This is a genomic window from Bacillus sp. FSL H8-0534 (assembly GCF_038005885.1).
Classification (GTDB): domain Bacteria; phylum Bacillota; class Bacilli; order Bacillales; family Bacillaceae_G; genus Bacillus_A; species Bacillus_A pseudomycoides.
This window is the reverse complement of record NZ_JBBOUC010000001.1, coordinates 2,818,547-2,844,028: the sequence shown is the minus strand read 5'-3', so window position 1 is coordinate 2,844,028 and position 25,482 is coordinate 2,818,547. Positions and strand designations below refer to the sequence as shown.

Below are 25,482 nucleotides of genomic sequence, written 5' to 3'. Positions count from 1 at the left end.
AATTTTTATTTTAGATGCTAGACAAACTAACTTTATTGGAGAGTTTGATCCTGGCTCAGGATGAACGCTGGCGGCGTGCCTAATACATGCAAGTCGAGCGAATGGATTAAGAGCTTGCTCTTATGAAGTTAGCGGCGGACGGGTGAGTAACACGTGGGTAACCTGCCCATAAGACTGGGATAACTCCGGGAAACCGGGGCTAATACCGGATAACATTTTGCACCGCATGGTGCGAAATTCAAAGGCGGCTTCGGCTGTCACTTATGGATGGACCCGCGTCGCATTAGCTAGTTGGTGAGGTAACGGCTCACCAAGGCAACGATGCGTAGCCGACCTGAGAGGGTGATCGGCCACACTGGGACTGAGACACGGCCCAGACTCCTACGGGAGGCAGCAGTAGGGAATCTTCCGCAATGGACGAAAGTCTGACGGAGCAACGCCGCGTGAGTGATGAAGGCTTTCGGGTCGTAAAACTCTGTTGTTAGGGAAGAACAAGTGCTAGTTGAATAAGCTGGCACCTTGACGGTACCTAACCAGAAAGCCACGGCTAACTACGTGCCAGCAGCCGCGGTAATACGTAGGTGGCAAGCGTTATCCGGAATTATTGGGCGTAAAGCGCGCGCAGGTGGTTTCTTAAGTCTGATGTGAAAGCCCACGGCTCAACCGTGGAGGGTCATTGGAAACTGGGAGACTTGAGTGCAGAAGAGGAAAGTGGAATTCCATGTGTAGCGGTGAAATGCGTAGAGATATGGAGGAACACCAGTGGCGAAGGCGACTTTCTGGTCTGTAACTGACACTGAGGCGCGAAAGCGTGGGGAGCAAACAGGATTAGATACCCTGGTAGTCCACGCCGTAAACGATGAGTGCTAAGTGTTAGAGGGTTTCCGCCCTTTAGTGCTGAAGTTAACGCATTAAGCACTCCGCCTGGGGAGTACGGCCGCAAGGCTGAAACTCAAAGGAATTGACGGGGGCCCGCACAAGCGGTGGAGCATGTGGTTTAATTCGAAGCAACGCGAAGAACCTTACCAGGTCTTGACATCCTCTGACAACCCTAGAGATAGGGCTTCCCCTTCGGGGGCAGAGTGACAGGTGGTGCATGGTTGTCGTCAGCTCGTGTCGTGAGATGTTGGGTTAAGTCCCGCAACGAGCGCAACCCTTGATCTTAGTTGCCATCATTAAGTTGGGCACTCTAAGGTGACTGCCGGTGACAAACCGGAGGAAGGTGGGGATGACGTCAAATCATCATGCCCCTTATGACCTGGGCTACACACGTGCTACAATGGACGGTACAAAGAGCTGCAAGACCGCGAGGTGGAGCTAATCTCATAAAACCGTTCTCAGTTCGGATTGTAGGCTGCAACTCGCCTACATGAAGCTGGAATCGCTAGTAATCGCGGATCAGCATGCCGCGGTGAATACGTTCCCGGGCCTTGTACACACCGCCCGTCACACCACGAGAGTTTGTAACACCCGAAGTCGGTGGGGTAACCTTTTTGGAGCCAGCCGCCTAAGGTGGGACAGATGATTGGGGTGAAGTCGTAACAAGGTAGCCGTATCGGAAGGTGCGGCTGGATCACCTCCTTTCTATGGAGAATTGATGAACGCTGTTCATCAATATAAGTTTCCGTGTTTCGTTTTGTTCAGTTTTGAGAGAACTATCTCTCAGAAATAAATGTATGTTCTTTGAAAACTAGATAACAGTGTAGCTCATATTTTTTAATTTTAGTTTGGTTAAGTTAGAAAGGGCGCACGGTGGATGCCTTGACACTAGGAGTCGATGAAGGACGGGACTAACGCCGATATGCTTCGGGGAGCTGTAAGTAAGCTTTGATCCGAAGATTTCCGAATGGGGAAACCCACCATACGTAATGGTATGGTATCCTTACCTGAATACATAGGGTAAGGAAGACAGACCCAGGGAACTGAAACATCTAAGTACCTGGAGGAAGAGAAAGCAAATGCGATTTCCTGAGTAGCGGCGAGCGAAACGGAATCTAGCCCAAACCAAGAGGCTTGCCTCTTGGGGTTGTAGGACATTCTATACGGAGTTACAAAGGAACGAGGTAGACGAAGCAGCCTGGAAAGGCTCGTCACAGAGGGTAACAACCCCGTAGTCGAAACTTCGTTCTCTCTTGAATGTATCCTGAGTACGGCGGAACACGTGAAATTCCGTCGGAATCTGGGAGGACCATCTCCCAAGGCTAAATACTACCTAGTGATCGATAGTGAACCAGTACCGTGAGGGAAAGGTGAAAAGCACCCCGGAAGGGGAGTGAAAGAGATCCTGAAACCGTGTGCCTACAAATAGTCAGAGCCCGTTAATGGGTGATGGCGTGCCTTTTGTAGAATGAACCGGCGAGTTACGATCCCGTGCGAGGTTAAGCTGAAGAGGCGGAGCCGTAGCGAAAGCGAGTCTGAATAGGGCGTTTAGTACGTGGTCGTAGACCCGAAACCAGGTGATCTACCCATGTCCAGGGTGAAGTTCAGGTAACACTGAATGGAGGCCCGAACCCACGCACGTTGAAAAGTGCGGGGATGAGGTGTGGGTAGCGGAGAAATTCCAATCGAACCTGGAGATAGCTGGTTCTCCCCGAAATAGCTTTAGGGCTAGCCTTAAGTGTAAGAGTCTTGGAGGTAGAGCACTGATTGAACTAGGGGTCCTCATCGGATTACCGAATTCAGTCAAACTCCGAATGCCAATGACTTATCCTTAGGAGTCAGACTGCGAGTGATAAGATCCGTAGTCAAGAGGGAAACAGCCCAGATCGCCAGCTAAGGTCCCAAAGTGTGTATTAAGTGGAAAAGGATGTGGAGTTGCTTAGACAACTAGGATGTTGGCTTAGAAGCAGCCACCATTTAAAGAGTGCGTAATAGCTCACTAGTCGAGTGACTCTGCGCCGAAAATGTACCGGGGCTAAATACACCACCGAAGCTGCGAATTGATACCTATGGTATCAGTGGTAGGGGAGCGTTCTAAGGGCAGTGAAGTCAGACCGTAAGGACTGGTGGAGCGCTTAGAAGTGAGAATGCCGGTATGAGTAGCGAAAGACGGGTGAGAATCCCGTCCACCGAATGCCTAAGGTTTCCTGAGGAAGGCTCGTCCGCTCAGGGTTAGTCAGGACCTAAGCCGAGGCCGACAGGCGTAGGCGATGGACAACAGGTTGATATTCCTGTACCACCTCTTTATCGTTTGAGCAATGGAGGGACGCAGAAGGATAGAAGAAGCGTGCGATTGGTTGTGCACGTCCAAGCAGTTAGGCTGATAAGTAGGCAAATCCGCTTATCGTGAAGGCTGAGCTGTGATGGGGAAGCTCCTTATGGAGCGAAGTCTTTGATTCCCCGCTGCCAAGAAAAGCTTCTAGCGAGATAAAAGGTGCCTGTACCGCAAACCGACACAGGTAGGCGAGGAGAGAATCCTAAGGTGTGCGAGAGAACTCTGGTTAAGGAACTCGGCAAAATGACCCCGTAACTTCGGGAGAAGGGGTGCTTTCTTAACGGAAAGCCGCAGTGAATAGGCCCAAGCGACTGTTTAGCAAAAACACAGGTCTCTGCGAAGCCGTAAGGCGAAGTATAGGGGCTGACACCTGCCCGGTGCTGGAAGGTTAAGGAGAGGGGTTAGCGTAAGCGAAGCTCTGAACTGAAGCCCCAGTAAACGGCGGCCGTAACTATAACGGTCCTAAGGTAGCGAAATTCCTTGTCGGGTAAGTTCCGACCCGCACGAAAGGTGTAACGATTTGGGCACTGTCTCAACCAGAGACTCGGTGAAATTATAGTACCTGTGAAGATGCAGGTTACCCGCGACAGGACGGAAAGACCCCGTGGAGCTTTACTGTAGCCTGATATTGAATTTTGGTACAGTTTGTACAGGATAGGCGGGAGCCTTTGAAGCCGGAGCGCTAGCTTCGGTGGAGGCGCTGGTGGGATACCGCCCTGACTGTATTGAAATTCTAACCTACGGGTCTTATCGACCCGGGAGACAGTGTCAGGTGGGCAGTTTGACTGGGGCGGTCGCCTCCTAAAGTGTAACGGAGGCGCCCAAAGGTTCCCTCAGAATGGTTGGAAATCATTCGTAGAGTGCAAAGGCATAAGGGAGCTTGACTGCGAGACCTACAAGTCGAGCAGGGACGAAAGTCGGGCTTAGTGATCCGGTGGTTCCGCATGGAAGGGCCATCGCTCAACGGATAAAAGCTACCCCGGGGATAACAGGCTTATCTCCCCCAAGAGTCCACATCGACGGGGAGGTTTGGCACCTCGATGTCGGCTCATCGCATCCTGGGGCTGTAGTCGGTCCCAAGGGTTGGGCTGTTCGCCCATTAAAGCGGTACGCGAGCTGGGTTCAGAACGTCGTGAGACAGTTCGGTCCCTATCCGTCGTGGGCGTAGGAAATTTGAGAGGAGCTGTCCTTAGTACGAGAGGACCGGGATGGACGCACCGCTGGTGTACCAGTTGTTCTGCCAAGGGCATAGCTGGGTAGCTATGTGCGGAAGGGATAAGTGCTGAAAGCATCTAAGCATGAAGCCCCCCTCAAGATGAGATTTCCCATAGCGTAAGCTAGTAAGATCCCTGAAAGATGATCAGGTTGATAGGTTCGAGGTGGAAGCATGGTGACATGTGGAGCTGACGAATACTAATAGATCGAGGACTTAACCATATAATATGAAGCAAATGTTATCTAGTTTTGAAGGAATATACCTTCAATAGTTTGGTGATGATGGCAGAGAGGTCACACCCGTTCCCATACCGAACACGGAAGTTAAGCTCTCTAGCGCCGATGGTAGTTGGGACCTTGTCCCTGTGAGAGTAGGACGTCGCCAAGCAACTTTAGACGAGTCAGAATGACTCGTCTTTTTTGTGTTTTTACATAATAAGCGAATGATCGAAGAAAAAAATTCCAATGGGACTTTTATGTCTACATATGGTATGAAGAGACATATATGAAAAGGGGGAGAAAAACATTAAAGGAATAAGTATGCTATTAATTGCGATTATACTATGGGGGATAGCAATTGCTCCGACAAAATGGGCGTTAGAGTCAATTCAGCCATTCACCCTATTATTTCTTCGTCTTTGCTTTGCTGGCGGGATATGTCTATTGTTTTTTTTTCAGCAGCTACGAAAAAGTATTGTTAATAGGGATGTTCCGTGGAAAAGGATAAGCGTATTATCTTTTACTGGTGTGGCGGGATATTTTATGTTTACCTCGTATGGGATTTCTTTAACAAGTGGATTACATGTTAGCATCATTGATGCTGCTTTACCTTTAGTTACAATTATTTTCTCGGCACTGTTTTTAAAAGAAAAGATTCAGTTAAACTATTGGATTGGAATTATATTAGGTTTTATAGGAGTAATATGTATTACCATTCCATCTGGTAATGATAATCAAAGCGCTTCTCTAGTTGGGGACATACTTATTTTATTAAGTACTTTTTTATTTGCTTTCTATACAATATTATTAAAAAGACCAAAACAAGAAAAGAATCTATCAAACGAAGTATTTACAACGTTAACATTAATCATAGGGGCAATCATTCTATTCCCCTTTGCAGTTATCGAAACTTTTTATTATGGTCTACCTCAAATAGAAACATGGAAGACAGGGCTTAGTTTTACATACCTTGTTGTTTGTGCAACAATCCTAGCTTATTGGTTTTGGAATAAGGCACTAGAAAGAATTTCGGCATCAGTAAGTGGGTTGTATTTAAATGCTTTACCACTTATAAGTATTATTGCTTCGGTTATTTTATTAAAAGAATCTTTAACATGGAAGATATTAATAGGAGGATGTCTAGTTTTATTTGGGGTTATCTGGGCGGATAAAGGTAAATTAAGTACTCTAATGAAATCCGTTGATCGACAAACTACAGAAGATAGGAAGTACAAAACATATTAATGCCAGAATATGAAAGGGGGGATGCATCGAATGGCATGCCCTCTTTTTAGTTGGTTTAGAGGAGCATACAGGAAGAGTAGGGAACCCGTGTAATACAATACTAAATTATACATTTATATACTGCATTTATAATAATGAACAAAGGGATGATAATCCAAGGATGTTTGAAGTGAAATTATTTGATAAAAAACAAATTGCTAATGAAGTATTGCCATTCTTTTGACTCTGAAATAGAATGAAGGCTCCTTGAGTACGCATTTATAATATCTAGTAGGGATAAATAGTTTTACTTTTTTCTCTTTTAGAGGTACTGAGTCTATAGGAATGGAAAGGGTGTATGAATAAAAGATTAATAATCTGTGAGTGTTTATCTATAAAAGAGATAAAAAACAATTTTTTATATAAAAATCATTGACTATTTCAATATACAGGTGTAATATTATACGAGTCGCCGATAGCAACAACGAAAAACGCGACAAACGAAATAAAAAACTTAGTTGACATTGAAACATGAAAGTGTTAACATAAGGGAGTCGCAAATGAGCGACAAACAAGTTCTTTGAAAACTGAACGAAACAAACAACGTGAAACGTCAATTTTTATTTTAGATGCTAGACAAACTAACTTTATTGGAGAGTTTGATCCTGGCTCAGGATGAACGCTGGCGGCGTGCCTAATACATGCAAGTCGAGCGAATGGATTAAGAGCTTGCTCTTATGAAGTTAGCGGCGGACGGGTGAGTAACACGTGGGTAACCTGCCCATAAGACTGGGATAACTCCGGGAAACCGGGGCTAATACCGGATAACATTTTGCACCGCATGGTGCGAAATTCAAAGGCGGCTTCGGCTGTCACTTATGGATGGACCCGCGTCGCATTAGCTAGTTGGTGAGGTAACGGCTCACCAAGGCAACGATGCGTAGCCGACCTGAGAGGGTGATCGGCCACACTGGGACTGAGACACGGCCCAGACTCCTACGGGAGGCAGCAGTAGGGAATCTTCCGCAATGGACGAAAGTCTGACGGAGCAACGCCGCGTGAGTGATGAAGGCTTTCGGGTCGTAAAACTCTGTTGTTAGGGAAGAACAAGTGCTAGTTGAATAAGCTGGCACCTTGACGGTACCTAACCAGAAAGCCACGGCTAACTACGTGCCAGCAGCCGCGGTAATACGTAGGTGGCAAGCGTTATCCGGAATTATTGGGCGTAAAGCGCGCGCAGGTGGTTTCTTAAGTCTGATGTGAAAGCCCACGGCTCAACCGTGGAGGGTCATTGGAAACTGGGAGACTTGAGTGCAGAAGAGGAAAGTGGAATTCCATGTGTAGCGGTGAAATGCGTAGAGATATGGAGGAACACCAGTGGCGAAGGCGACTTTCTGGTCTGTAACTGACACTGAGGCGCGAAAGCGTGGGGAGCAAACAGGATTAGATACCCTGGTAGTCCACGCCGTAAACGATGAGTGCTAAGTGTTAGAGGGTTTCCGCCCTTTAGTGCTGAAGTTAACGCATTAAGCACTCCGCCTGGGGAGTACGGCCGCAAGGCTGAAACTCAAAGGAATTGACGGGGGCCCGCACAAGCGGTGGAGCATGTGGTTTAATTCGAAGCAACGCGAAGAACCTTACCAGGTCTTGACATCCTCTGACAACCCTAGAGATAGGGCTTCCCCTTCGGGGGCAGAGTGACAGGTGGTGCATGGTTGTCGTCAGCTCGTGTCGTGAGATGTTGGGTTAAGTCCCGCAACGAGCGCAACCCTTGATCTTAGTTGCCATCATTAAGTTGGGCACTCTAAGGTGACTGCCGGTGACAAACCGGAGGAAGGTGGGGATGACGTCAAATCATCATGCCCCTTATGACCTGGGCTACACACGTGCTACAATGGACGGTACAAAGAGCTGCAAGACCGCGAGGTGGAGCTAATCTCATAAAACCGTTCTCAGTTCGGATTGTAGGCTGCAACTCGCCTACATGAAGCTGGAATCGCTAGTAATCGCGGATCAGCATGCCGCGGTGAATACGTTCCCGGGCCTTGTACACACCGCCCGTCACACCACGAGAGTTTGTAACACCCGAAGTCGGTGGGGTAACCTTTTTGGAGCCAGCCGCCTAAGGTGGGACAGATGATTGGGGTGAAGTCGTAACAAGGTAGCCGTATCGGAAGGTGCGGCTGGATCACCTCCTTTCTATGGAGAATTGATGAACGCTGTTCATCAATATAAGTTTCCGTGTTTCGTTTTGTTCAGTTTTGAGAGAACTATCTCTCAGAAATAAATGTATGTTCTTTGAAAACTAGATAACAGTGTAGCTCATATTTTTTAATTTTAGTTTGGTTAAGTTAGAAAGGGCGCACGGTGGATGCCTTGACACTAGGAGTCGATGAAGGACGGGACTAACGCCGATATGCTTCGGGGAGCTGTAAGTAAGCTTTGATCCGAAGATTTCCGAATGGGGAAACCCACCATACGTAATGGTATGGTATCCTTACCTGAATACATAGGGTAAGGAAGACAGACCCAGGGAACTGAAACATCTAAGTACCTGGAGGAAGAGAAAGCAAATGCGATTTCCTGAGTAGCGGCGAGCGAAACGGAATCTAGCCCAAACCAAGAGGCTTGCCTCTTGGGGTTGTAGGACATTCTATACGGAGTTACAAAGGAACGAGGTAGACGAAGCAGCCTGGAAAGGCTCGTCATAGAGGGTAACAACCCCGTAGTCGAAACTTCGTTCTCTCTTGAATGTATCCTGAGTACGGCGGAACACGTGAAATTCCGTCGGAATCTGGGAGGACCATCTCCCAAGGCTAAATACTACCTAGTGATCGATAGTGAACCAGTACCGTGAGGGAAAGGTGAAAAGCACCCCGGAAGGGGAGTGAAAGAGATCCTGAAACCGTGTGCCTACAAATAGTCAGAGCCCGTTAATGGGTGATGGCGTGCCTTTTGTAGAATGAACCGGCGAGTTACGATCCCGTGCGAGGTTAAGCTGAAGAGGCGGAGCCGTAGCGAAAGCGAGTCTGAATAGGGCGTTTAGTACGTGGTCGTAGACCCGAAACCAGGTGATCTACCCATGTCCAGGGTGAAGTTCAGGTAACACTGAATGGAGGCCCGAACCCACGCACGTTGAAAAGTGCGGGGATGAGGTGTGGGTAGCGGAGAAATTCCAATCGAACCTGGAGATAGCTGGTTCTCCCCGAAATAGCTTTAGGGCTAGCCTTAAGTGTAAGAGTCTTGGAGGTAGAGCACTGATTGAACTAGGGGTCCTCATCGGATTACCGAATTCAGTCAAACTCCGAATGCCAATGACTTATCCTTAGGAGTCAGACTGCGAGTGATAAGATCCGTAGTCAAGAGGGAAACAGCCCAGATCGCCAGCTAAGGTCCCAAAGTGTGTATTAAGTGGAAAAGGATGTGGAGTTGCTTAGACAACTAGGATGTTGGCTTAGAAGCAGCCACCATTTAAAGAGTGCGTAATAGCTCACTAGTCGAGTGACTCTGCGCCGAAAATGTACCGGGGCTAAATACACCACCGAAGCTGCGAATTGATACCTATGGTATCAGTGGTAGGGGAGCGTTCTAAGGGCAGTGAAGTCAGACCGTAAGGACTGGTGGAGCGCTTAGAAGTGAGAATGCCGGTATGAGTAGCGAAAGACGGGTGAGAATCCCGTCCACCGAATGCCTAAGGTTTCCTGAGGAAGGCTCGTCCGCTCAGGGTTAGTCAGGACCTAAGCCGAGGCCGACAGGCGTAGGCGATGGACAACAGGTTGATATTCCTGTACCACCTCTTTATCGTTTGAGCAATGGAGGGACGCAGAAGGATAGAAGAAGCGTGCGATTGGTTGTGCACGTCCAAGCAGTTAGGCTGATAAGTAGGCAAATCCGCTTATCGTGAAGGCTGAGCTGTGATGGGGAAGCTCCTTATGGAGCGAAGTCTTTGATTCCCCGCTGCCAAGAAAAGCTTCTAGCGAGATAAAAGGTGCCTGTACCGCAAACCGACACAGGTAGGCGAGGAGAGAATCCTAAGGTGTGCGAGAGAACTCTGGTTAAGGAACTCGGCAAAATGACCCCGTAACTTCGGGAGAAGGGGTGCTTTCTTAACGGAAAGCCGCAGTGAATAGGCCCAAGCGACTGTTTAGCAAAAACACAGGTCTCTGCGAAGCCGTAAGGCGAAGTATAGGGGCTGACACCTGCCCGGTGCTGGAAGGTTAAGGAGAGGGGTTAGCGTAAGCGAAGCTCTGAACTGAAGCCCCAGTAAACGGCGGCCGTAACTATAACGGTCCTAAGGTAGCGAAATTCCTTGTCGGGTAAGTTCCGACCCGCACGAAAGGTGTAACGATTTGGGCACTGTCTCAACCAGAGACTCGGTGAAATTATAGTACCTGTGAAGATGCAGGTTACCCGCGACAGGACGGAAAGACCCCGTGGAGCTTTACTGTAGCCTGATATTGAATTTTGGTACAGTTTGTACAGGATAGGCGGGAGCCTTTGAAGCCGGAGCGCTAGCTTCGGTGGAGGCGCTGGTGGGATACCGCCCTGACTGTATTGAAATTCTAACCTACGGGTCTTATCGACCCGGGAGACAGTGTCAGGTGGGCAGTTTGACTGGGGCGGTCGCCTCCTAAAGTGTAACGGAGGCGCCCAAAGGTTCCCTCAGAATGGTTGGAAATCATTCGTAGAGTGCAAAGGCATAAGGGAGCTTGACTGCGAGACCTACAAGTCGAGCAGGGACGAAAGTCGGGCTTAGTGATCCGGTGGTTCCGCATGGAAGGGCCATCGCTCAACGGATAAAAGCTACCCCGGGGATAACAGGCTTATCTCCCCCAAGAGTCCACATCGACGGGGAGGTTTGGCACCTCGATGTCGGCTCATCGCATCCTGGGGCTGTAGTCGGTCCCAAGGGTTGGGCTGTTCGCCCATTAAAGCGGTACGCGAGCTGGGTTCAGAACGTCGTGAGACAGTTCGGTCCCTATCCGTCGTGGGCGTAGGAAATTTGAGAGGAGCTGTCCTTAGTACGAGAGGACCGGGATGGACGCACCGCTGGTGTACCAGTTGTTCTGCCAAGGGCATAGCTGGGTAGCTATGTGCGGAAGGGATAAGTGCTGAAAGCATCTAAGCATGAAGCCCCCCTCAAGATGAGATTTCCCATAGCGTAAGCTAGTAAGATCCCTGAAAGATGATCAGGTTGATAGGTTCGAGGTGGAAGCATGGTGACATGTGGAGCTGACGAATACTAATAGATCGAGGACTTAACCATATAATATGAAGCAAATGTTATCTAGTTTTGAAGGAATATACCTTCAATAGTTTGGTGATGATGGCAGAGAGGTCACACCCGTTCCCATACCGAACACGGAAGTTAAGCTCTCTAGCGCCGATGGTAGTTGGGACCTTGTCCCTGTGAGAGTAGGACGTCGCCAAGCAAAAACCTAAGTCGTTTCGACTTAGGTTTTTTTGTGGTTAATAACATAATACCTATTTCCGTATGCAAATAATTTTCCTCTATTCACTTTTAACATATCCTCAATTTTTATTTTTACTAAAGAGTACGGAGAAACGCCTCCAGTAAAAATAGATTTTAATTCTGAATGAAGGTACTCCACCAACTGGATATCCTGTATGTTCTAACACTTCTTGCTCGGTGGCTAACCGTGGCCTCTCAATATGTAATGCTTTACCTACTCTAGAAGTGATTGCTCAGAATCATACAAATATTTTTGACGAATTGTTCTGGAGAAGCATTGATAGTTTGTGTAGCTTCCTCTACAGAATGACAAGTTTGTGAGATGCTCTGCAAAAATGTTTTGTATATGTAAATATTGTTTATATTTTTTTGCAGTCCTTCATACGGCTTCTTTTCTCCAAGTTAGAGATAATAACATAAGCCCATCATCTATATGTATCTCTCGAATCATAGATGATGGGCTTGGGTGTGAATAGTAGCTATGTTTATCTTTTGATATCAATGAGTTTAAAGCGCTCACAAACGAGTAACATGTCTTCAGAAAATTCACGTCCAAATTTGTGTAACTCTTCTGTGAAAAATTTTATATGTGCTTTTCTCCAGTAGTCATAAGTTCGATCACCTTCGCCTTCTGCAATGGCAAATTCTTCGGGAACTTCATTCATTGGTGTTACAGTTACTTCTATTGTTTTAATAATGGCTACAGGCTCATCCTGGCTATTTAAGATAATGCTATAATCATTTGTCGTAGGAAGCGGCTCATTGTCTAGTTCATAGAAGATATGACCAGAGCATGTTGCTGTTTTCACGCCATCAATTACTAATTGAGCAAGATAGTCAGGAGATGCTCCGAACTGCCATGCACTGACAGATTGAGGTTTTTCACTTTCCTTCCAATACTCATCCCAATACTTTTGTGCTAATTGGTTCATTTGTATCATTCACCTATTTCTCTATTATATAGTCTAATACATAATTCATTGCCATAAGGTTCTGCTCATCTATCTTTCCTATAAACCTCTATAATAATATTAAAGAATATTCGGAATAAAGAAGTCAAGCCATTTTAAACGACTACCTAAGTTTTCAAGATTAGATAATTTATTTCGAGTAATAAAACCAACGCTTTTTATGGGGAGCTTGTTTAACGTATCTTTTCGTCAAAATGAAGAAGGTACGTCTGTTAGGGTGGTATAATTGCAACTAACCGATTCTTCCATAGGAATATCGGTTAGTTGTTGTCTTTTTATAGGTGATCTTTCTATAGTTAGAGCAATACGAAGAGAGTGAACACAATGGCTAACAAAATGCGGTAATAGGCAAATGGCTTTAAACCGATTTTTGCTAGTAACTTTAAAAAAGTTACTACTGCCAACATTGCTACTACAAAAGAAGTAATAAATCCTACTGCAAACATTGGAATATCATCTATACTTAAATGTTCCCAACTTTTTAATAAGTCTAGACCTGTTGCACCAACCATGACAGGAAGAGCGATAAGAAAAGAAAATTCTGATGCAGCGTTATAATTTACTTTTGCTAACAATCCTCCAGACATTGTGGATCCAGCTCTTGAAAAACCAGGATATACCGCTAAACATTGAAATAATCCAATTGTTAATGCTTGACGATATGTTAAATCATCTAATGAATAAGAGGTAGCTTCAGGTTTTTTAACTTCTGCAAAAATCATAAGAATAGCTCCTGCTACAAGTCCGATAACGACAGTATATGGCTGAAATAAGTATGTTTTGATTACATCATGTAATAGTAAGCCAGCAACTACAGCTGGGAATACACCTAGGAAAACATGTAGTGCATTGAATTTTTTCTCTTTCTGCAAGAGAGGCTTAATGTTACATAAGGAAACAAGGCGTTTGTGATATAAAACAGCAATAGCTAAAATTGCTCCTAATTGTATGACAATCTCAAATGTTTTTGCTCTTTCTCCTTCAAAACCTAATAAGTGTCCTACTAGTATAAGATGCCCAGTAGAAGAAATAGGTAGGAATTCTGCTAGTCCTTCTACAATACCGAGTATGAAGGCAATAATTGTATCGCTCATAATTTCACTCCTATACAAAATATTAATGAAAAGCTATCTATGAAATACAATGTTAAGAAATAAATCTATTCATTTCTTTTTTAGTAAAAAACTTTAAAGTTGTATAGATAGAATATAAAATTATAACTGTTATAAAGCTATACATTGTTAGTGTAACTGTAACGGGAGCCCATACTGTAATAAACGACCAAGGTGCTCCAAGTAGTATTTTGGGGAGTTTTAAAAAGAATAGTAGTCCCCCTGCAACGACACATATATTTATGAGAAATAATATGAATTTCTTTTTGTTTAATAAAGTCCAATTTCGGCGTTTTTGTAATAACCTTCTTATAAGTCTTATGGTTAAAATTATAAATAATATACTTAAGCACGCTGTCACAATGAATATTATGGTTGCTACTTTATCTATTTTTTGAAAGCTATCTATTTGTTTTGTATCAGAAATGTTTTTTCCATTCCAGAGATCTATAACTCCTTGACCAATTGATGTTGTAACTGCACTTTTCATATTAGATAACACTGCTACACCTGTTTGTTTATTCGGTTGCATAATAATAAAGGATGAAAAATTCGGATTTTCCCCCGAATGAAGTATGGACTTTGTGTCTTCTTGTCTAACAATCCAGCCGCTAGCATAATAATCATTATTTTTAATTGGTTGCACTGTTTTATCCGGTATGTGTGAATCTGAAATGAGTTGTGTATGAATAGAATTGTTTATTTCAATTCCTAACTGGAGATTCATCCATTTTGCTAAATCATTTGTATTACTAATAATATAACCTGCAGGTGTATTACCGCGATAGATAGGTTGTTCATATGGATATGGTCTCATAAATCTTAATTTATATCCGGTAGCCATCTCGTTAGGGTGTCCTTGTAAGTAACCTACTAATGAATTTTTCATTCCAATTTGATCTAGGATGTTCTGCTTTATATAAACTTCATATGGCTTCTTTGTTACTTTTTCAATTACAAGTCCTAAAATATCGTAATTAATAGTTGCGTATTCAAAAGAACTTCCAGGCTTATGATTTAATTTTGTTTGTTTTAGAGTTTTGATTGTTGTTTCCAGTGCATCATTGGCTGAACTTATAGGAATAGAGCTAATCGTGGTAGAAGGTATCCCGCTAGTATGATAGAGCAGATGATTTAAATTGATTTTTACTGGCTTATCATTATAAGTTAATTGTAACCATGGTAAAAACTTTGTGATATCATCTGCCTGCTTTAGTAGGCCTTCTTTTTCTAGTTGCAAAATAGCTAAACCTGTAAAGGCTTTACTTGTTGAAGCTAACTCGAATAAGGTATCCTCATTCACAGGCTTTTTTGTTTTTAAATCTGCATACCCAAATCCTTTTTGATAAACAGTTTTTCCTTTTTCAACAATCACTACCGATATTCCTGGTATTTGACTCAGTTCTTGTTGCTCTTTAATAAATTGATCAATTTGTTGTATACGTTGTTCGTTAGTTTGTTCACTTTCAGCAAAGCTAATGTGTGCTAATGGGATAAGGAAGATTAGTATTAAAAAACTAATAGACAGGTAATGGTAAAGTTTTCTTTGCTTTTTATTCATTTTTAATAGCTCCTATCTGTAGGCAATAATGGATGATAGAGTTGCTGTAATCATTATAGAAAGTGTTTTAAATCTGCATAATTGGAAAGTAACCCACACCTCAAAAATATGAGAAAGGAATAAATAGAGATGTGGGAACAAATTTTAGTGGAATTTTTTGTTTTATCTACTCAAATTAATGAATATCGACTTTTTTAAAATAGAATACTGTTGCAATAAAACCGATAATGGATGTAGCAGTGATCGCGATATAGGAATATTCTGGAGGATATGTCGGTTGTAATGTATTGTTTGCTATATCAAGTGTAGCTGCCCAAGGGAATAGATCTTTATGTTCTGAGTTTATAGACATAAGATTTATCAGCGTTATAATGATCGTTAATACAATAGGGGGAACGTAAGTTTTCATTATAAGAGTTAGCAGTACAATAGGAGTCGATAAAATAAAGAGAAATCCACCGCACATCAGAAACTGTATAAGAGATTGGAAAAGCAATGAGCTACTGAATCCAGAAAAGTTTCCTAAGAGCCCTAGTAATAATGTTAATCCCCAAGCAACTAGAGTTAACATCACAATCCAAAAGAATAGGAGAATAAATTTACTTATAATAAAGTTAATACGTGATACAGGGATGGTTAATAGGTTCTTTAAAGTATCTTCTGTATATTCACGGCTAAACAAATAAGCGATAACAACTCCATATAGGGGGACTCCTAGTACTACAGTAGTATATAGATTTACTTCAGAGAACAGTTGAGAAAATACAATAATCGGATTAGGATGTTTTGTGTGCATGTGTATATAAGATAATACAACTACCATAAAAGGTGCTACCGCCGCTCCAATAATACTAATTAAGAACATGTTAGAACGTTTCAATTTTAATAGTTCCGTATATAGTAGATTAACCAATTGTCCCACCTCCAACCAATTTGGTGAAATAATCCTCTAATTTGTCTTCGCTCATCATAATTTTTAATACTTCGATATCATTTCGAACGAATGTTCTGTTAATCTGTCCTTGTTGACCGAAATGAGAATAAACGCGAATATTCCCTTCATCATGTACTTCGTAATCAAAAATATGAAATTGTTTTTCTAAAAGCATCGCAGCTTTATTATCATTATTGACTTGAAATTCTAAGTATTTACGGTTTGTTCTTCGAAGTGCATCAAGAGAAGTCTCTTCTAATAACTTCCCTTCATGAATAATCCCCATACGATCTACTAGTTGTTCGACTTCGGCTAAAATATGGCTAGAAATTAATATCGTTATATTTCTTTCTTGTGCCAAAGATTTAATAAGCTTTCGCATTTCTTTAATACCAATTGGATCTAAGCCATTTGTCGGTTCATCTAATATTAATAATTCTGGATAATGGAGTAGAGTTCTCGCTATCCCTAGTCGCTGTTTCATTCCTAATGAATATTTTCCCACTAGCTTTTTCGTTTCATGCTCTAGCCCTACAATTTCTAATGCCTCTTCAATCGCATTCTTTTTATGAACACCGATTATTTTTGCATTAATTAATAGGTTCTCTTTTGCAGTTAAGTTTTCATAGAACCCCGGAACCTCAACGATAGAACCGATTCTCCTTAAAATTTCTTTTTGGTGTTGAAAAAAATCTTCCCCGAATATTTCGATTTTTCCACTTGTAGGTTTTATAAGACCGAGCAGCATTCGAATTGTTGTTGTTTTACCTGCACCGTTCCGGCCAATGAAGCCGTAAATCTCTCCTTGATTTACATTTATATTTACATTATCTACTGATTTTTGCTTGCCATAAATTTTAGTTAAGTTTATTGTTTTTATGATTGTATTTATGTTGAACACCTACTTTCTATAATCTCTTAAGTACATAATAAGAAGGAGGATTTAACTGCTCCTTAATCATTTCTTAACTGTTTCTTAAAAACGGTTTGTTTTGGGATGGAAAAGCCAAAGGTGGTTTTTTTCCATGGAATACTTTCTACCCATATTTGACCGCCGTTTTTTTCTACGAGAGCTTTTGCAATAGCAAGCCCTAGACCGCTCCCGCCATGAGAAGGGTTCCTTGATTGATCAATTTGGTACATTCTCTCAAATACGTTCTCTAGATCATCTGTTGAAATGCCAGGGCCTTTATCCCAAATGAGTAGCTGATAGTCGTTAGTCGTTTCTAAAAGTTCGATTCCTACTATTTTTCCAGAGTGTCCGTAATGTATAGCATTCTTTAGGAGGTTACTTATAACTCGAATAAGACTAAAAGAATCTGCTGTAATTATGCAAGGTTCTTCTGGAATATTAATTTGTAACTCAATACTATGTTTTGATAGTTCAGGTAAAAACTCGATTAGCGATTCTCTAGTAATCTCTGAAAAATCAAGTTGTTCTTCCTTTAATGGAAATTCATCTGCATCAAGCTTTGCCATATTGAATATTTCATCAACTAATTGTTTTAAGCTATTTGCTTTATTTGAGATTATTTCAAGATACTCCAGTTTTTCTTCCTCTGAAGCAGCTATACCATCTTTTAATGCGTCAATATATCCAATAATAGAAGTAAGAGGTGTTCGTATATCATGTGAGATGCTGGATAGAAGTTGCTTCCTAGCCTTTTGAGACCTTTTGGCCTCAACTTGTACTTTTTCTAGCTCGGTTATTAATTCATTTATAGAAAAAATGACGTCAGCTAGTGAATGGTCGTTATTTGTATATAGTCGTGTATGTAAATTACCATTAATGGCGCGTTTTAATTTCGTAGCCATGGACTTCCGAGTTTGAATAAAATGAAGTCTTGTAAAGAAAAGACTTCCTGTTATAACCATAAGGATAATGAATAAAATTAATTTTAATGTGTGAACAATATCTATAAATAGAAGTCCGGTGATGATGATAAACTGCAATAGAATAAGATAGAGAACTTTATCATTCTTCATTTTTCTCACCTACAAATTTATAACCAATACCCCATACAGTTTGAATGAGTTTGGGGTTTGAAGGATCAACTTCTATTTTTTTTCTCAGTTTTCTAATGTGTACCATGACGGTATTATCATCTTCTATATAATTACTATCCCAAACATTGCGGAAGAGTTGCGTCTTTGTAAAAACTTGTTCAGGATTTGAGGCGAAGAACTTTAATAGTTCAAGTTCTTTTCCAGTTAAAGATATTTCTTTGCCATCTACGTTAACTATGTACTTGTTTACATCAATTGTTAGTCCTTTGAATGTTAAGAGTGTTTTTTCTTGTACGCTAGCGTTACTCCCTAATACTAAAAAACGCCTCATAAGAGCTTTTATTCTAGCAACCACTTCATTAATACTAAAAGGCTTTGTAATATAATCGTCTGCCCCTATGCTTAAGCCTAAAATTTTATCTACTTCTTGATCTTTAGCAGTGAGCATTAATATGGGGATATTTGTTTTATTCCTAAGTCTTCTACATACTTCGATACCATCAACTTTAGGCATCATAAGATCTAGTATGATGAGGTTATATTTATTTTGATTAAATAAGTGAAGAGCTTCTTCACCATTTATAGCGATATCAACTGTATATAATTCTCGTTCTAGATATTTTTTTAATAAATCTCGTATTTCTTTTTCATCGTCTGCTATAAGTACACGGATATCTTCCATAGTTTCACCTGCTTATAATAGAGTTTTGTATTTTGTTTTCGATAATGAAAAATACAATAGCTATCTCATTATATACTATGAATTGTTAAAATAAGGTTGTAAGTATAGAATCAAATAGAGAAATGCAAATGTATGATAATCTACTAAAGATTTATAGCTGGGAGAAACTAAGTGGAAAGAAGGTGGGAGATACTCAATGCTACATAAAGAAGAAATAAATCTATCAAAAAAAGTTTTGAAAATCTATTGACTATTACTATATAGAGGTGTAATGTTATACGAGTCGCTGATAGCAACAAAGCAAAACGCGACAAACGAAATAAAAAACTTAGTTGACATTGAAACATGAAAGTGTTAATATAAGGAAGTCGCAAATGAGCGGCAAACAAGTTCTTTGAAAACTGAACGAAACAAACAACGTGAAACGTCAATTTTTATTTTAGATGCTAGACAAACTAACTTTATTGGAGAGTTTGATCCTGGCTCAGGATGAACGCTGGCGGCGTGCCTAATACATGCAAGTCGAGCGAATGGATTAAGAGCTTGCTCTTATGAAGTTAGCGGCGGACGGGTGAGTAACACGTGGGTAACCTGCCCATAAGACTGGGATAACTCCGGGAAACCGGGGCTAATACCGGATAACATTTTGCACCGCATGGTGCGAAATTCAAAGGCGGCTTCGGCTGTCACTTATGGATGGACCCGCGTCGCATTAGCTAGTTGGTGAGGTAACGGCTCACCAAGGCAACGATGCGTAGCCGACCTGAGAGGGTGATCGGCCACACTGGGACTGAGACACGGCCCAGACTCCTACGGGAGGCAGCAGTAGGGAATCTTCCGCAATGGACGAAAGTCTGACGGAGCAACGCCGCGTGAGTGATGAAGGCTTTCGGGTCGTAAAACTCTGTTGTTAGGGAAGAACAAGTGCTAGTTGAATAAGCTGGCACCTTGACGGTACCTAACCAGAAAGCCACGGCTAACTACGTGCCAGCAGCCGCGGTAATACGTAGGTGGCAAGCGTTATCCGGAATTATTGGGCGTAAAGCGCGCGCAGGTGGTTTCTTAAGTCTGATGTGAAAGCCCACGGCTCAACCGTGGAGGGTCATTGGAAACTGGGAGACTTGAGTGCAGAAGAGGAAAGTGGAATTCCATGTGTAGCGGTGAAATGCGTAGAGATATGGAGGAACACCAGTGGCGAAGGCGACTTTCTGGTCTGTAACTGACACTGAGGCGCGAAAGCGTGGGGAGCAAACAGGATTAGATACCCTGGTAGTCCACGCCGTAAACGATGAGTGCTAAGTGTTAGAGGGTTTCCGCCCTTTAGTGCTGAAGTTAACGCATTAAGCACTCCGCCTGGGGAGTACGGCCGCAAGGCTGAAACTCAAAGGAATTGACGGGGGCCCGCACAAGCGGTGGAGCATGTGGTTTAATTCGAAGCAACGCGAAGAACCTTACCAGGTCTTGACATCCTCTGACAACCCTAGAGATAGGGCTTCCCCTTCGGGGGCAGAGTGACAGGTGGTGCATGGTTGTCGTCAGCTCGTGTCGTGAGATGTTGGGTTAAGTCCCGCAACGAGCGCAACCCTTGATCTTAGTTGCCATCATTAAGTTGGGCACTCTAAGGTGACTGCCGGTGACAAACCGGAGGAAGGTGGGGATGACGTCAAATCATCATGCCCCTTATGACCTGGGCTACACACGTGCTACAATGGACGGTACAAAGAGCTGCAAGACCGCGAGGTGGAGCTAATCTCATAAAACCGTTCTCAGTTCGGATTGTAGGCTGCAACTCGCCTACATGAAGCTGGAATCGCTAGTAATCGCGGATCAGCATGCCGCGGTGAATACGTTCCCGGGCCTTGTACACACCGCCCGTCACACCACGAGAGTTTGTAACACCCGAAGTCGGTGGGGTAACCTTTTTGGAGCCAGCCGCCTAAGGTGGGACAGATGATTGGGGTGAAGTCGTAACAAGGTAGCCGTATCGGAAGGTGCGGCTGGATCACCTCCTTTCTATGGAGAATTGATGAACGCTGTTCATCAATATAAGTTTCCGTGTTTCGTTTTGTTCAGTTTTGAGAGAACTATCTCTCAGAAATAAATGTATGTTCTTTGAAAACTAGATAACAGTGTAGCTCATATTTTTTAATTTTAGTTTGGTTAAGTTAGAAAGGGCGCACGGTGGATGCCTTGACACTAGGAGTCGATGAAGGACGGGACTAACGCCGATATGCTTCGGGGAGCTGTAAGTAAGCTTTGATCCGAAGATTTCCGAATGGGGAAACCCACCATACGTAATGGTATGGTATCCTTACCTGAATACATAGGGTAAGGAAGACAGACCCAGGGAACTGAAACATCTAAGTACCTGGAGGAAGAGAAAGCAAATGCGATTTCCTGAGTAGCGGCGAGCGAAACGGAATCTAGCCCAAACCAAGAGGCTTGCCTCTTGGGGTTGTAGGACATTCTATACGGAGTTACAAAGGAACGAGGTAGACGAAGCAGCCTGGAAAGGCTCGTCATAGAGGGTAACAACCCCGTAGTCGAAACTTCGTTCTCTCTTGAATGTATCCTGAGTACGGCGGAACACGTGAAATTCCGTCGGAATCTGGGAGGACCATCTCCCAAGGCTAAATACTACCTAGTGATCGATAGTGAACCAGTACCGTGAGGGAAAGGTGAAAAGCACCCCGGAAGGGGAGTGAAAGAGATCCTGAAACCGTGTGCCTACAAATAGTCAGAGCCCGTTAATGGGTGATGGCGTGCCTTTTGTAGAATGAACCGGCGAGTTACGATCCCGTGCGAGGTTAAGCTGAAGAGGCGGAGCCGTAGCGAAAGCGAGTCTGAATAGGGCGTTTAGTACGTGGTCGTAGACCCGAAACCAGGTGATCTACCCATGTCCAGGGTGAAGTTCAGGTAACACTGAATGGAGGCCCGAACCCACGCACGTTGAAAAGTGCGGGGATGAGGTGTGGGTAGCGGAGAAATTCCAATCGAACCTGGAGATAGCTGGTTCTCCCCGAAATAGCTTTAGGGCTAGCCTTAAGTGTAAGAGTCTTGGAGGTAGAGCACTGATTGAACTAGGGGTCCTCATCGGATTACCGAATTCAGTCAAACTCCGAATGCCAATGACTTATCCTTAGGAGTCAGACTGCGAGTGATAAGATCCGTAGTCAAGAGGGAAACAGCCCAGATCGCCAGCTAAGGTCCCAAAGTGTGTATTAAGTGGAAAAGGATGTGGAGTTGCTTAGACAACTAGGATGTTGGCTTAGAAGCAGCCACCATTTAAAGAGTGCGTAATAGCTCACTAGTCGAGTGACTCTGCGCCGAAAATGTACCGGGGCTAAATACACCACCGAAGCTGCGAATTGATACCTATGGTATCAGTGGTAGGGGAGCGTTCTAAGGGCAGTGAAGTCAGACCGTAAGGACTGGTGGAGCGCTTAGAAGTGAGAATGCCGGTATGAGTAGCGAAAGACGGGTGAGAATCCCGTCCACCGAATGCCTAAGGTTTCCTGAGGAAGGCTCGTCCGCTCAGGGTTAGTCAGGACCTAAGCCGAGGCCGACAGGCGTAGGCGATGGACAACAGGTTGATATTCCTGTACCACCTCTTTATCGTTTGAGCAATGGAGGGACGCAGAAGGATAGAAGAAGCGTGCGATTGGTTGTGCACGTCCAAGCAGTTAGGCTGATAAGTAGGCAAATCCGCTTATCGTGAAGGCTGAGCTGTGATGGGGAAGCTCCTTATGGAGCGAAGTCTTTGATTCCCCGCTGCCAAGAAAAGCTTCTAGCGAGATAAAAGGTGCCTGTACCGCAAACCGACACAGGTAGGCGAGGAGAGAATCCTAAGGTGTGCGAGAGAACTCTGGTTAAGGAACTCGGCAAAATGACCCCGTAACTTCGGGAGAAGGGGTGCTTTCTTAACGGAAAGCCGCAGTGAATAGGCCCAAGCGACTGTTTAGCAAAAACACAGGTCTCTGCGAAGCCGTAAGGCGAAGTATAGGGGCTGACACCTGCCCGGTGCTGGAAGGTTAAGGAGAGGGGTTAGCGTAAGCGAAGCTCTGAACTGAAGCCCCAGTAAACGGCGGCCGTAACTATAACGGTCCTAAGGTAGCGAAATTCCTTGTCGGGTAAGTTCCGACCCGCACGAAAGGTGTAACGATTTGGGCACTGTCTCAACCAGAGACTCGGTGAAATTATAGTACCTGTGAAGATGCAGGTTACCCGCGACAGGACGGAAAGACCCCGTGGAGCTTTACTGTAGCCTGATATTGAATTTTGGTACAGTTTGTACAGGATAGGCGGGAGCCTTTGAAGCCGGAGCGCTAGCTTCGGTGGAGGCGCTGGTGGGATACCGCCCTGACTGTATTGAAATTCTAACCTACGGGTCTTATCGACCCGGGAGACAGTGTCAGGTGGGCAGTTTGACTGGGGCGGTCGCCTCCTAAAGTGTAACGGAGGCGCCCAAAGGTTCCCTCAGAATGGTTGGAAATCATTCGTAGAGTGCAAAGGCATAAGGGAGCTTGACTGCGAGACCTACAAGTCGAGCAGGGACGAAAGTCGGGCTTAGTGATCCGGTGGTTCCGCATGGAAGGGCCATCGCTCAACGGATAAAAGCTACCCCGGGGATAACAGGCTTATCTCCCCCAAGAGTCCACATCGACGGGGAGGTTTGGCACCTCGATGTCGGCTCATCGCATCCTGGGGCTGTAGTCGGTCCCAAGGGTTGGGCTGTTCGCCCATTAAAGCGGTACGCGAGCTGGGTTCAGAACGTCGTGAGACAGTTCGGTCCCTATCCGTCGTGGGCGTAGGAAATTTGAGAGGAGCTGTCCTTAGTACGAGAGGACCGGGATGGACGCACCGCTGGTGTACCAGTTGTTCTGCCAAGGGCATAGCTGGGTAGCTATGTGCGGAAGGGATAAGTGCTGAAAGCATCTAAGCATGAAGCCCCCCTCAAGATGAGATTTCCCATAGCGTAAGCTAGTAAGATCCCTGAAAGATGATCAGGTTGATAGGTTCGAGGTGGAAGCATGGTGACATGTGGAGCTGACGAATACTAATAGATCGAGGACTTAACCATATAATATGAAGCAAATGTTATCTAGTTTTGAAGGAATATACCTTCAATAGTTTGGTGATGATGGCAGAGAGGTCACACCCGTTCCCATACCGAACACGGAAGTTAAGCTCTCTAGCGCCGATGGTAGTTGGGACCTTGTCCCTGTGAGAGTAGGACGTCGCCAAGCAACTTTAGACGAGTCAGAATGACTCGTCTTTTTTGTGTTTTTACATACTATTGAAAGTCTTGCTAAATGTCTTGTCGATTCAGAAAACAATACTTAATAAATCAGTTATCTATGGAAGGGAAAATAGACGTTAATGAAACAATATGTATGAAAAGGGTTTAGTGGTTTCTTTACAGCTTATTACTAATTGAAATTACAAATATATTTAACAAGGAAAACCACTAAAAAGATATAATACATAATATATCTTTTTGAATGGGTGTGGGGGTTTATGAAAGAGATAAGTATGTTACTAGTAGCGGTTATACTATGGGGAATAGCAATTGCTCCGACAAAATGGGCGCTAGAGTCAATTCAACCATTCACCTTATTGTTTTCTTTTCAGCAGCTACGAAAAAGTATTGTTAATAGGGATGTTCCGTGGAAAAGGATAAGCGTATTATCTTTTATTGGCGTGGCAGGATACTTTATGTTTACTTCGTATGGGATTTCTTTAACAAGTGGATTGCATGTTAGTATCATTGATGCCGCTTTACCATTAGTTACAATTATTTTCTCGGCACTGTTTTTAAAAGAAAAGATTCAGTTAAACTATTGGATTGGAATTATATTAGGTTTTATAGGGGTAGTATGTATTACTATTCCATCTGGTAATAATGATCAAAGTGCCTCTCTAATTGGGGATATACTTATTTTATTAAGTACTTTTTTATTTGCTTTCTATACAATATTATTAAAAAGGCCAAAACAAGAAAAGAATCTATCAAATGAAGTATTTACAACATTAACATTAATCATAGGGGCAATGATTCTATTCCCTTTTGCAGTTATCGAAACTTTTTATTATGTTCTACCTCAGATAGACACATGGAAGACAGGGCTTAGTTTTACATACCTTGTTGTTTGTGCAACAATCCTAGCTTATTGGTTTTGGAATAAGGCGCTAGAAAGGGTTTCGGCATCAGTAAGTGGGTTGTATCTAAATGCTTTACCACCTATAAGTATTATTGCTTCGGTTATTCTATTAAATGAATCTTTAACATGGAAGATATTAATAGGAGGATGTCTAGTTTTATTTGGAGTTATCTGGGCGGATCAAGATAAGTTGCGTGTTCTAATGAAATCCGTAGATCGACAGACTAAGGAAGATAGAAAGTATAAAATACATTAATGCAAGAACATAAAAAGAGGTGTGTGATTCATCGAATGGCACGCCCTTTTTATAATTGATCTAGGGGAGCGTACAGGATAACTAGGGAAGAAGTGCTTTCTATGAAAATAGGGCTCATTGAGTCAGTGCTCATAATGTGGAGTAGGGAGGAATTAAGTGCTTTTAGGCTCTTCTCTTTTGGAAAGGTTAGGTCTATGGGAAATAGAAAAAGGGAGTATGAACAGAAGGTTAATGATTTGTGTTTGCTTATATATAGAAAAAACTTTTTATGTAAAAAAACATTGACTATTATTATATAGAGGTGTAATATTATATGAGTCGCTGATAGCAACAAAGCAAAACACGACAAACGAAATAAAAAACTTAATTGACATTGAAACATGAAAGTGTTAATATAAGGAAGTCGCAAATGAGCGGCAAGCAAGTTCTTTGAAAACTGAACGAAACAAACAA

General features: G+C 43.3%; 10 protein-coding genes and 9 rRNA genes. 11 read left to right on the top strand and 8 right to left on the bottom strand.

Annotated elements, in window-relative coordinates; all coding sequences use genetic code 11:
• The first annotated feature begins 32 nt into the window (after window positions 1-32).
• From MHH71_RS14445 to rrf (MHH71_RS14415), 7 genes are all read left to right on the top strand, one after another.
• Window positions 33-1,584: ribosomal RNA gene (locus MHH71_RS14445) — 16S ribosomal RNA — on the top strand.
• Window positions 1,585-1,729: 145 nt separating this feature from the next.
• Window positions 1,730-4,651: ribosomal RNA gene (locus tag MHH71_RS14440) — 23S ribosomal RNA — on the top strand.
• A 50-nt stretch (window positions 4,652-4,701) separates the two neighbouring features.
• Window positions 4,702-4,817 (top strand): 5S ribosomal RNA (gene rrf / locus MHH71_RS14435).
• Window positions 4,818-4,969: 152 nt separating this feature from the next.
• The gene (locus tag MHH71_RS14430) at window positions 4,970-5,893 is read left to right on the top strand and encodes a DMT family transporter (RefSeq protein ID WP_006096945.1); all 924 of its coding nucleotides are present in this window, start codon (window positions 4,970-4,972) and stop codon (window positions 5,891-5,893) included.
• 626 nt (window positions 5,894-6,519) lie between these two features.
• Window positions 6,520-8,071, top strand: a 16S ribosomal RNA gene (locus MHH71_RS14425).
• 145 nt (window positions 8,072-8,216) lie between these two features.
• A 23S ribosomal RNA gene (locus MHH71_RS14420) occupies window positions 8,217-11,138 on the top strand.
• Window positions 11,139-11,188: 50 nt separating this feature from the next.
• Window positions 11,189-11,304: ribosomal RNA gene (rrf, locus tag MHH71_RS14415) — 5S ribosomal RNA — on the top strand.
• The 16S, 23S and 5S rRNA genes sit together here, the layout of an rRNA operon.
• A gap of 100 nt (window positions 11,305-11,404) precedes the next feature.
• Here the strand turns inward: rrf (MHH71_RS14415) and MHH71_RS14410 are convergent.
• The 8 genes from MHH71_RS14410 to MHH71_RS14375 all read right to left on the bottom strand — a co-directional run bounded on the left by MHH71_RS14410 (window position 11,405) and on the right by MHH71_RS14375 (window position 18,612).
• On the bottom strand, window positions 11,405-11,512 hold the full coding sequence (locus MHH71_RS14410) for a hypothetical protein (protein WP_231399124.1): 108 nt from the start codon (window positions 11,510-11,512) through the stop codon (window positions 11,405-11,407).
• Window positions 11,513-11,830: 318 nt separating this feature from the next.
• On the bottom strand, window positions 11,831-12,277 hold the full coding sequence (locus tag MHH71_RS14405) for an ASCH domain-containing protein (protein WP_018783680.1): 447 nt from the start codon (window positions 12,275-12,277) through the stop codon (window positions 11,831-11,833).
• 335 nt (window positions 12,278-12,612) lie between these two features.
• Window positions 12,613-13,410, bottom strand: coding sequence for an undecaprenyl-diphosphate phosphatase (gene bacA / locus MHH71_RS14400; protein ID WP_006093183.1), 798 nt, complete (start codon window positions 13,408-13,410; stop codon window positions 12,613-12,615).
• A 52-nt stretch (window positions 13,411-13,462) separates the two neighbouring features.
• Window positions 13,463-14,989 (bottom strand): serine hydrolase domain-containing protein, encoded by a 1,527-nt coding sequence (locus MHH71_RS14395; RefSeq protein WP_006093181.1) that lies wholly within the window; start codon window positions 14,987-14,989, stop codon window positions 13,463-13,465.
• A gap of 175 nt (window positions 14,990-15,164) precedes the next feature.
• Window positions 15,165-15,902 carry an ABC transporter permease gene (locus MHH71_RS14390; protein ID WP_033798564.1) on the bottom strand — a complete coding sequence of 246 codons (738 nt, stop codon included), beginning with the start codon at window positions 15,900-15,902 and terminating at the stop codon, window positions 15,165-15,167.
• Window positions 15,895-16,824, bottom strand: a complete 930-nt coding sequence (locus MHH71_RS14385) for an ABC transporter ATP-binding protein (RefSeq protein ID WP_006093179.1) — start codon at window positions 16,822-16,824, stop codon at window positions 15,895-15,897. Before MHH71_RS14385 ends, MHH71_RS14390 begins: the two co-directional genes overlap by 8 nt.
• Before the next feature lie 53 nt (window positions 16,825-16,877).
• Window positions 16,878-17,909, bottom strand: a complete 1,032-nt coding sequence (locus MHH71_RS14380; protein WP_018783682.1) for a sensor histidine kinase — start codon at window positions 17,907-17,909, stop codon at window positions 16,878-16,880.
• Complete coding sequence (locus MHH71_RS14375) at window positions 17,899-18,612, bottom strand: response regulator transcription factor (protein WP_006093176.1); 714 nt, start codon at window positions 18,610-18,612, stop codon at window positions 17,899-17,901. The genes MHH71_RS14380 and MHH71_RS14375 overlap by 11 nt, the downstream gene beginning before the upstream one ends.
• Before the next feature lie 461 nt (window positions 18,613-19,073).
• Here MHH71_RS14375 and MHH71_RS14370 point away from each other — a divergent pair.
• The 4 genes from MHH71_RS14370 (at window position 19,074) to MHH71_RS14355 (ending at window position 25,029) form a co-directional block, all read left to right on the top strand.
• Window positions 19,074-20,625, top strand: a 16S ribosomal RNA gene (locus MHH71_RS14370).
• Window positions 20,626-20,770: 145 nt separating this feature from the next.
• Window positions 20,771-23,692, top strand: a 23S ribosomal RNA gene (locus MHH71_RS14365).
• 50 nt (window positions 23,693-23,742) lie between these two features.
• Window positions 23,743-23,858, top strand: a 5S ribosomal RNA gene (rrf, locus tag MHH71_RS14360).
• A 271-nt stretch (window positions 23,859-24,129) separates the two neighbouring features.
• Window positions 24,130-25,029 carry a DMT family transporter gene (locus tag MHH71_RS14355; RefSeq protein WP_006097679.1) on the top strand — a complete coding sequence of 300 codons (900 nt, stop codon included), beginning with the start codon at window positions 24,130-24,132 and terminating at the stop codon, window positions 25,027-25,029.
• Window positions 25,030-25,482: the final 453 nt, after the last annotated feature.

Bases quoted from the DNA above. Each gene is read 5' to 3' on its own strand.
- MHH71_RS14395 (WP_006093181.1), bottom strand. From the start codon at position 14,989: ATGAATAAAAAGCAAAGAAAACTTTACCATTACCTGTCTATTAGTTTT.
- MHH71_RS14375 (WP_006093176.1), bottom strand. From the start codon at position 18,612: ATGGAAGATATCCGTGTACTTATAGCAGACGATGAAAAAGAAATACGA.
- MHH71_RS14355 (WP_006097679.1), top strand. From the start codon at position 24,130: ATGAAAGAGATAAGTATGTTACTAGTAGCGGTTATACTATGGGGAATA.
- MHH71_RS14380 (WP_018783682.1), bottom strand. From the start codon at position 17,909: ATGAAGAATGATAAAGTTCTCTATCTTATTCTATTGCAGTTTATCATC.
- MHH71_RS14405 (WP_018783680.1), bottom strand. From the start codon at position 12,277: ATGAACCAATTAGCACAAAAGTATTGGGATGAGTATTGGAAGGAAAGT.
- MHH71_RS14430 (WP_006096945.1), top strand. From the start codon at position 4,970: ATGCTATTAATTGCGATTATACTATGGGGGATAGCAATTGCTCCGACA.
- bacA (WP_006093183.1), bottom strand. From the start codon at position 13,410: ATGAGCGATACAATTATTGCCTTCATACTCGGTATTGTAGAAGGACTA.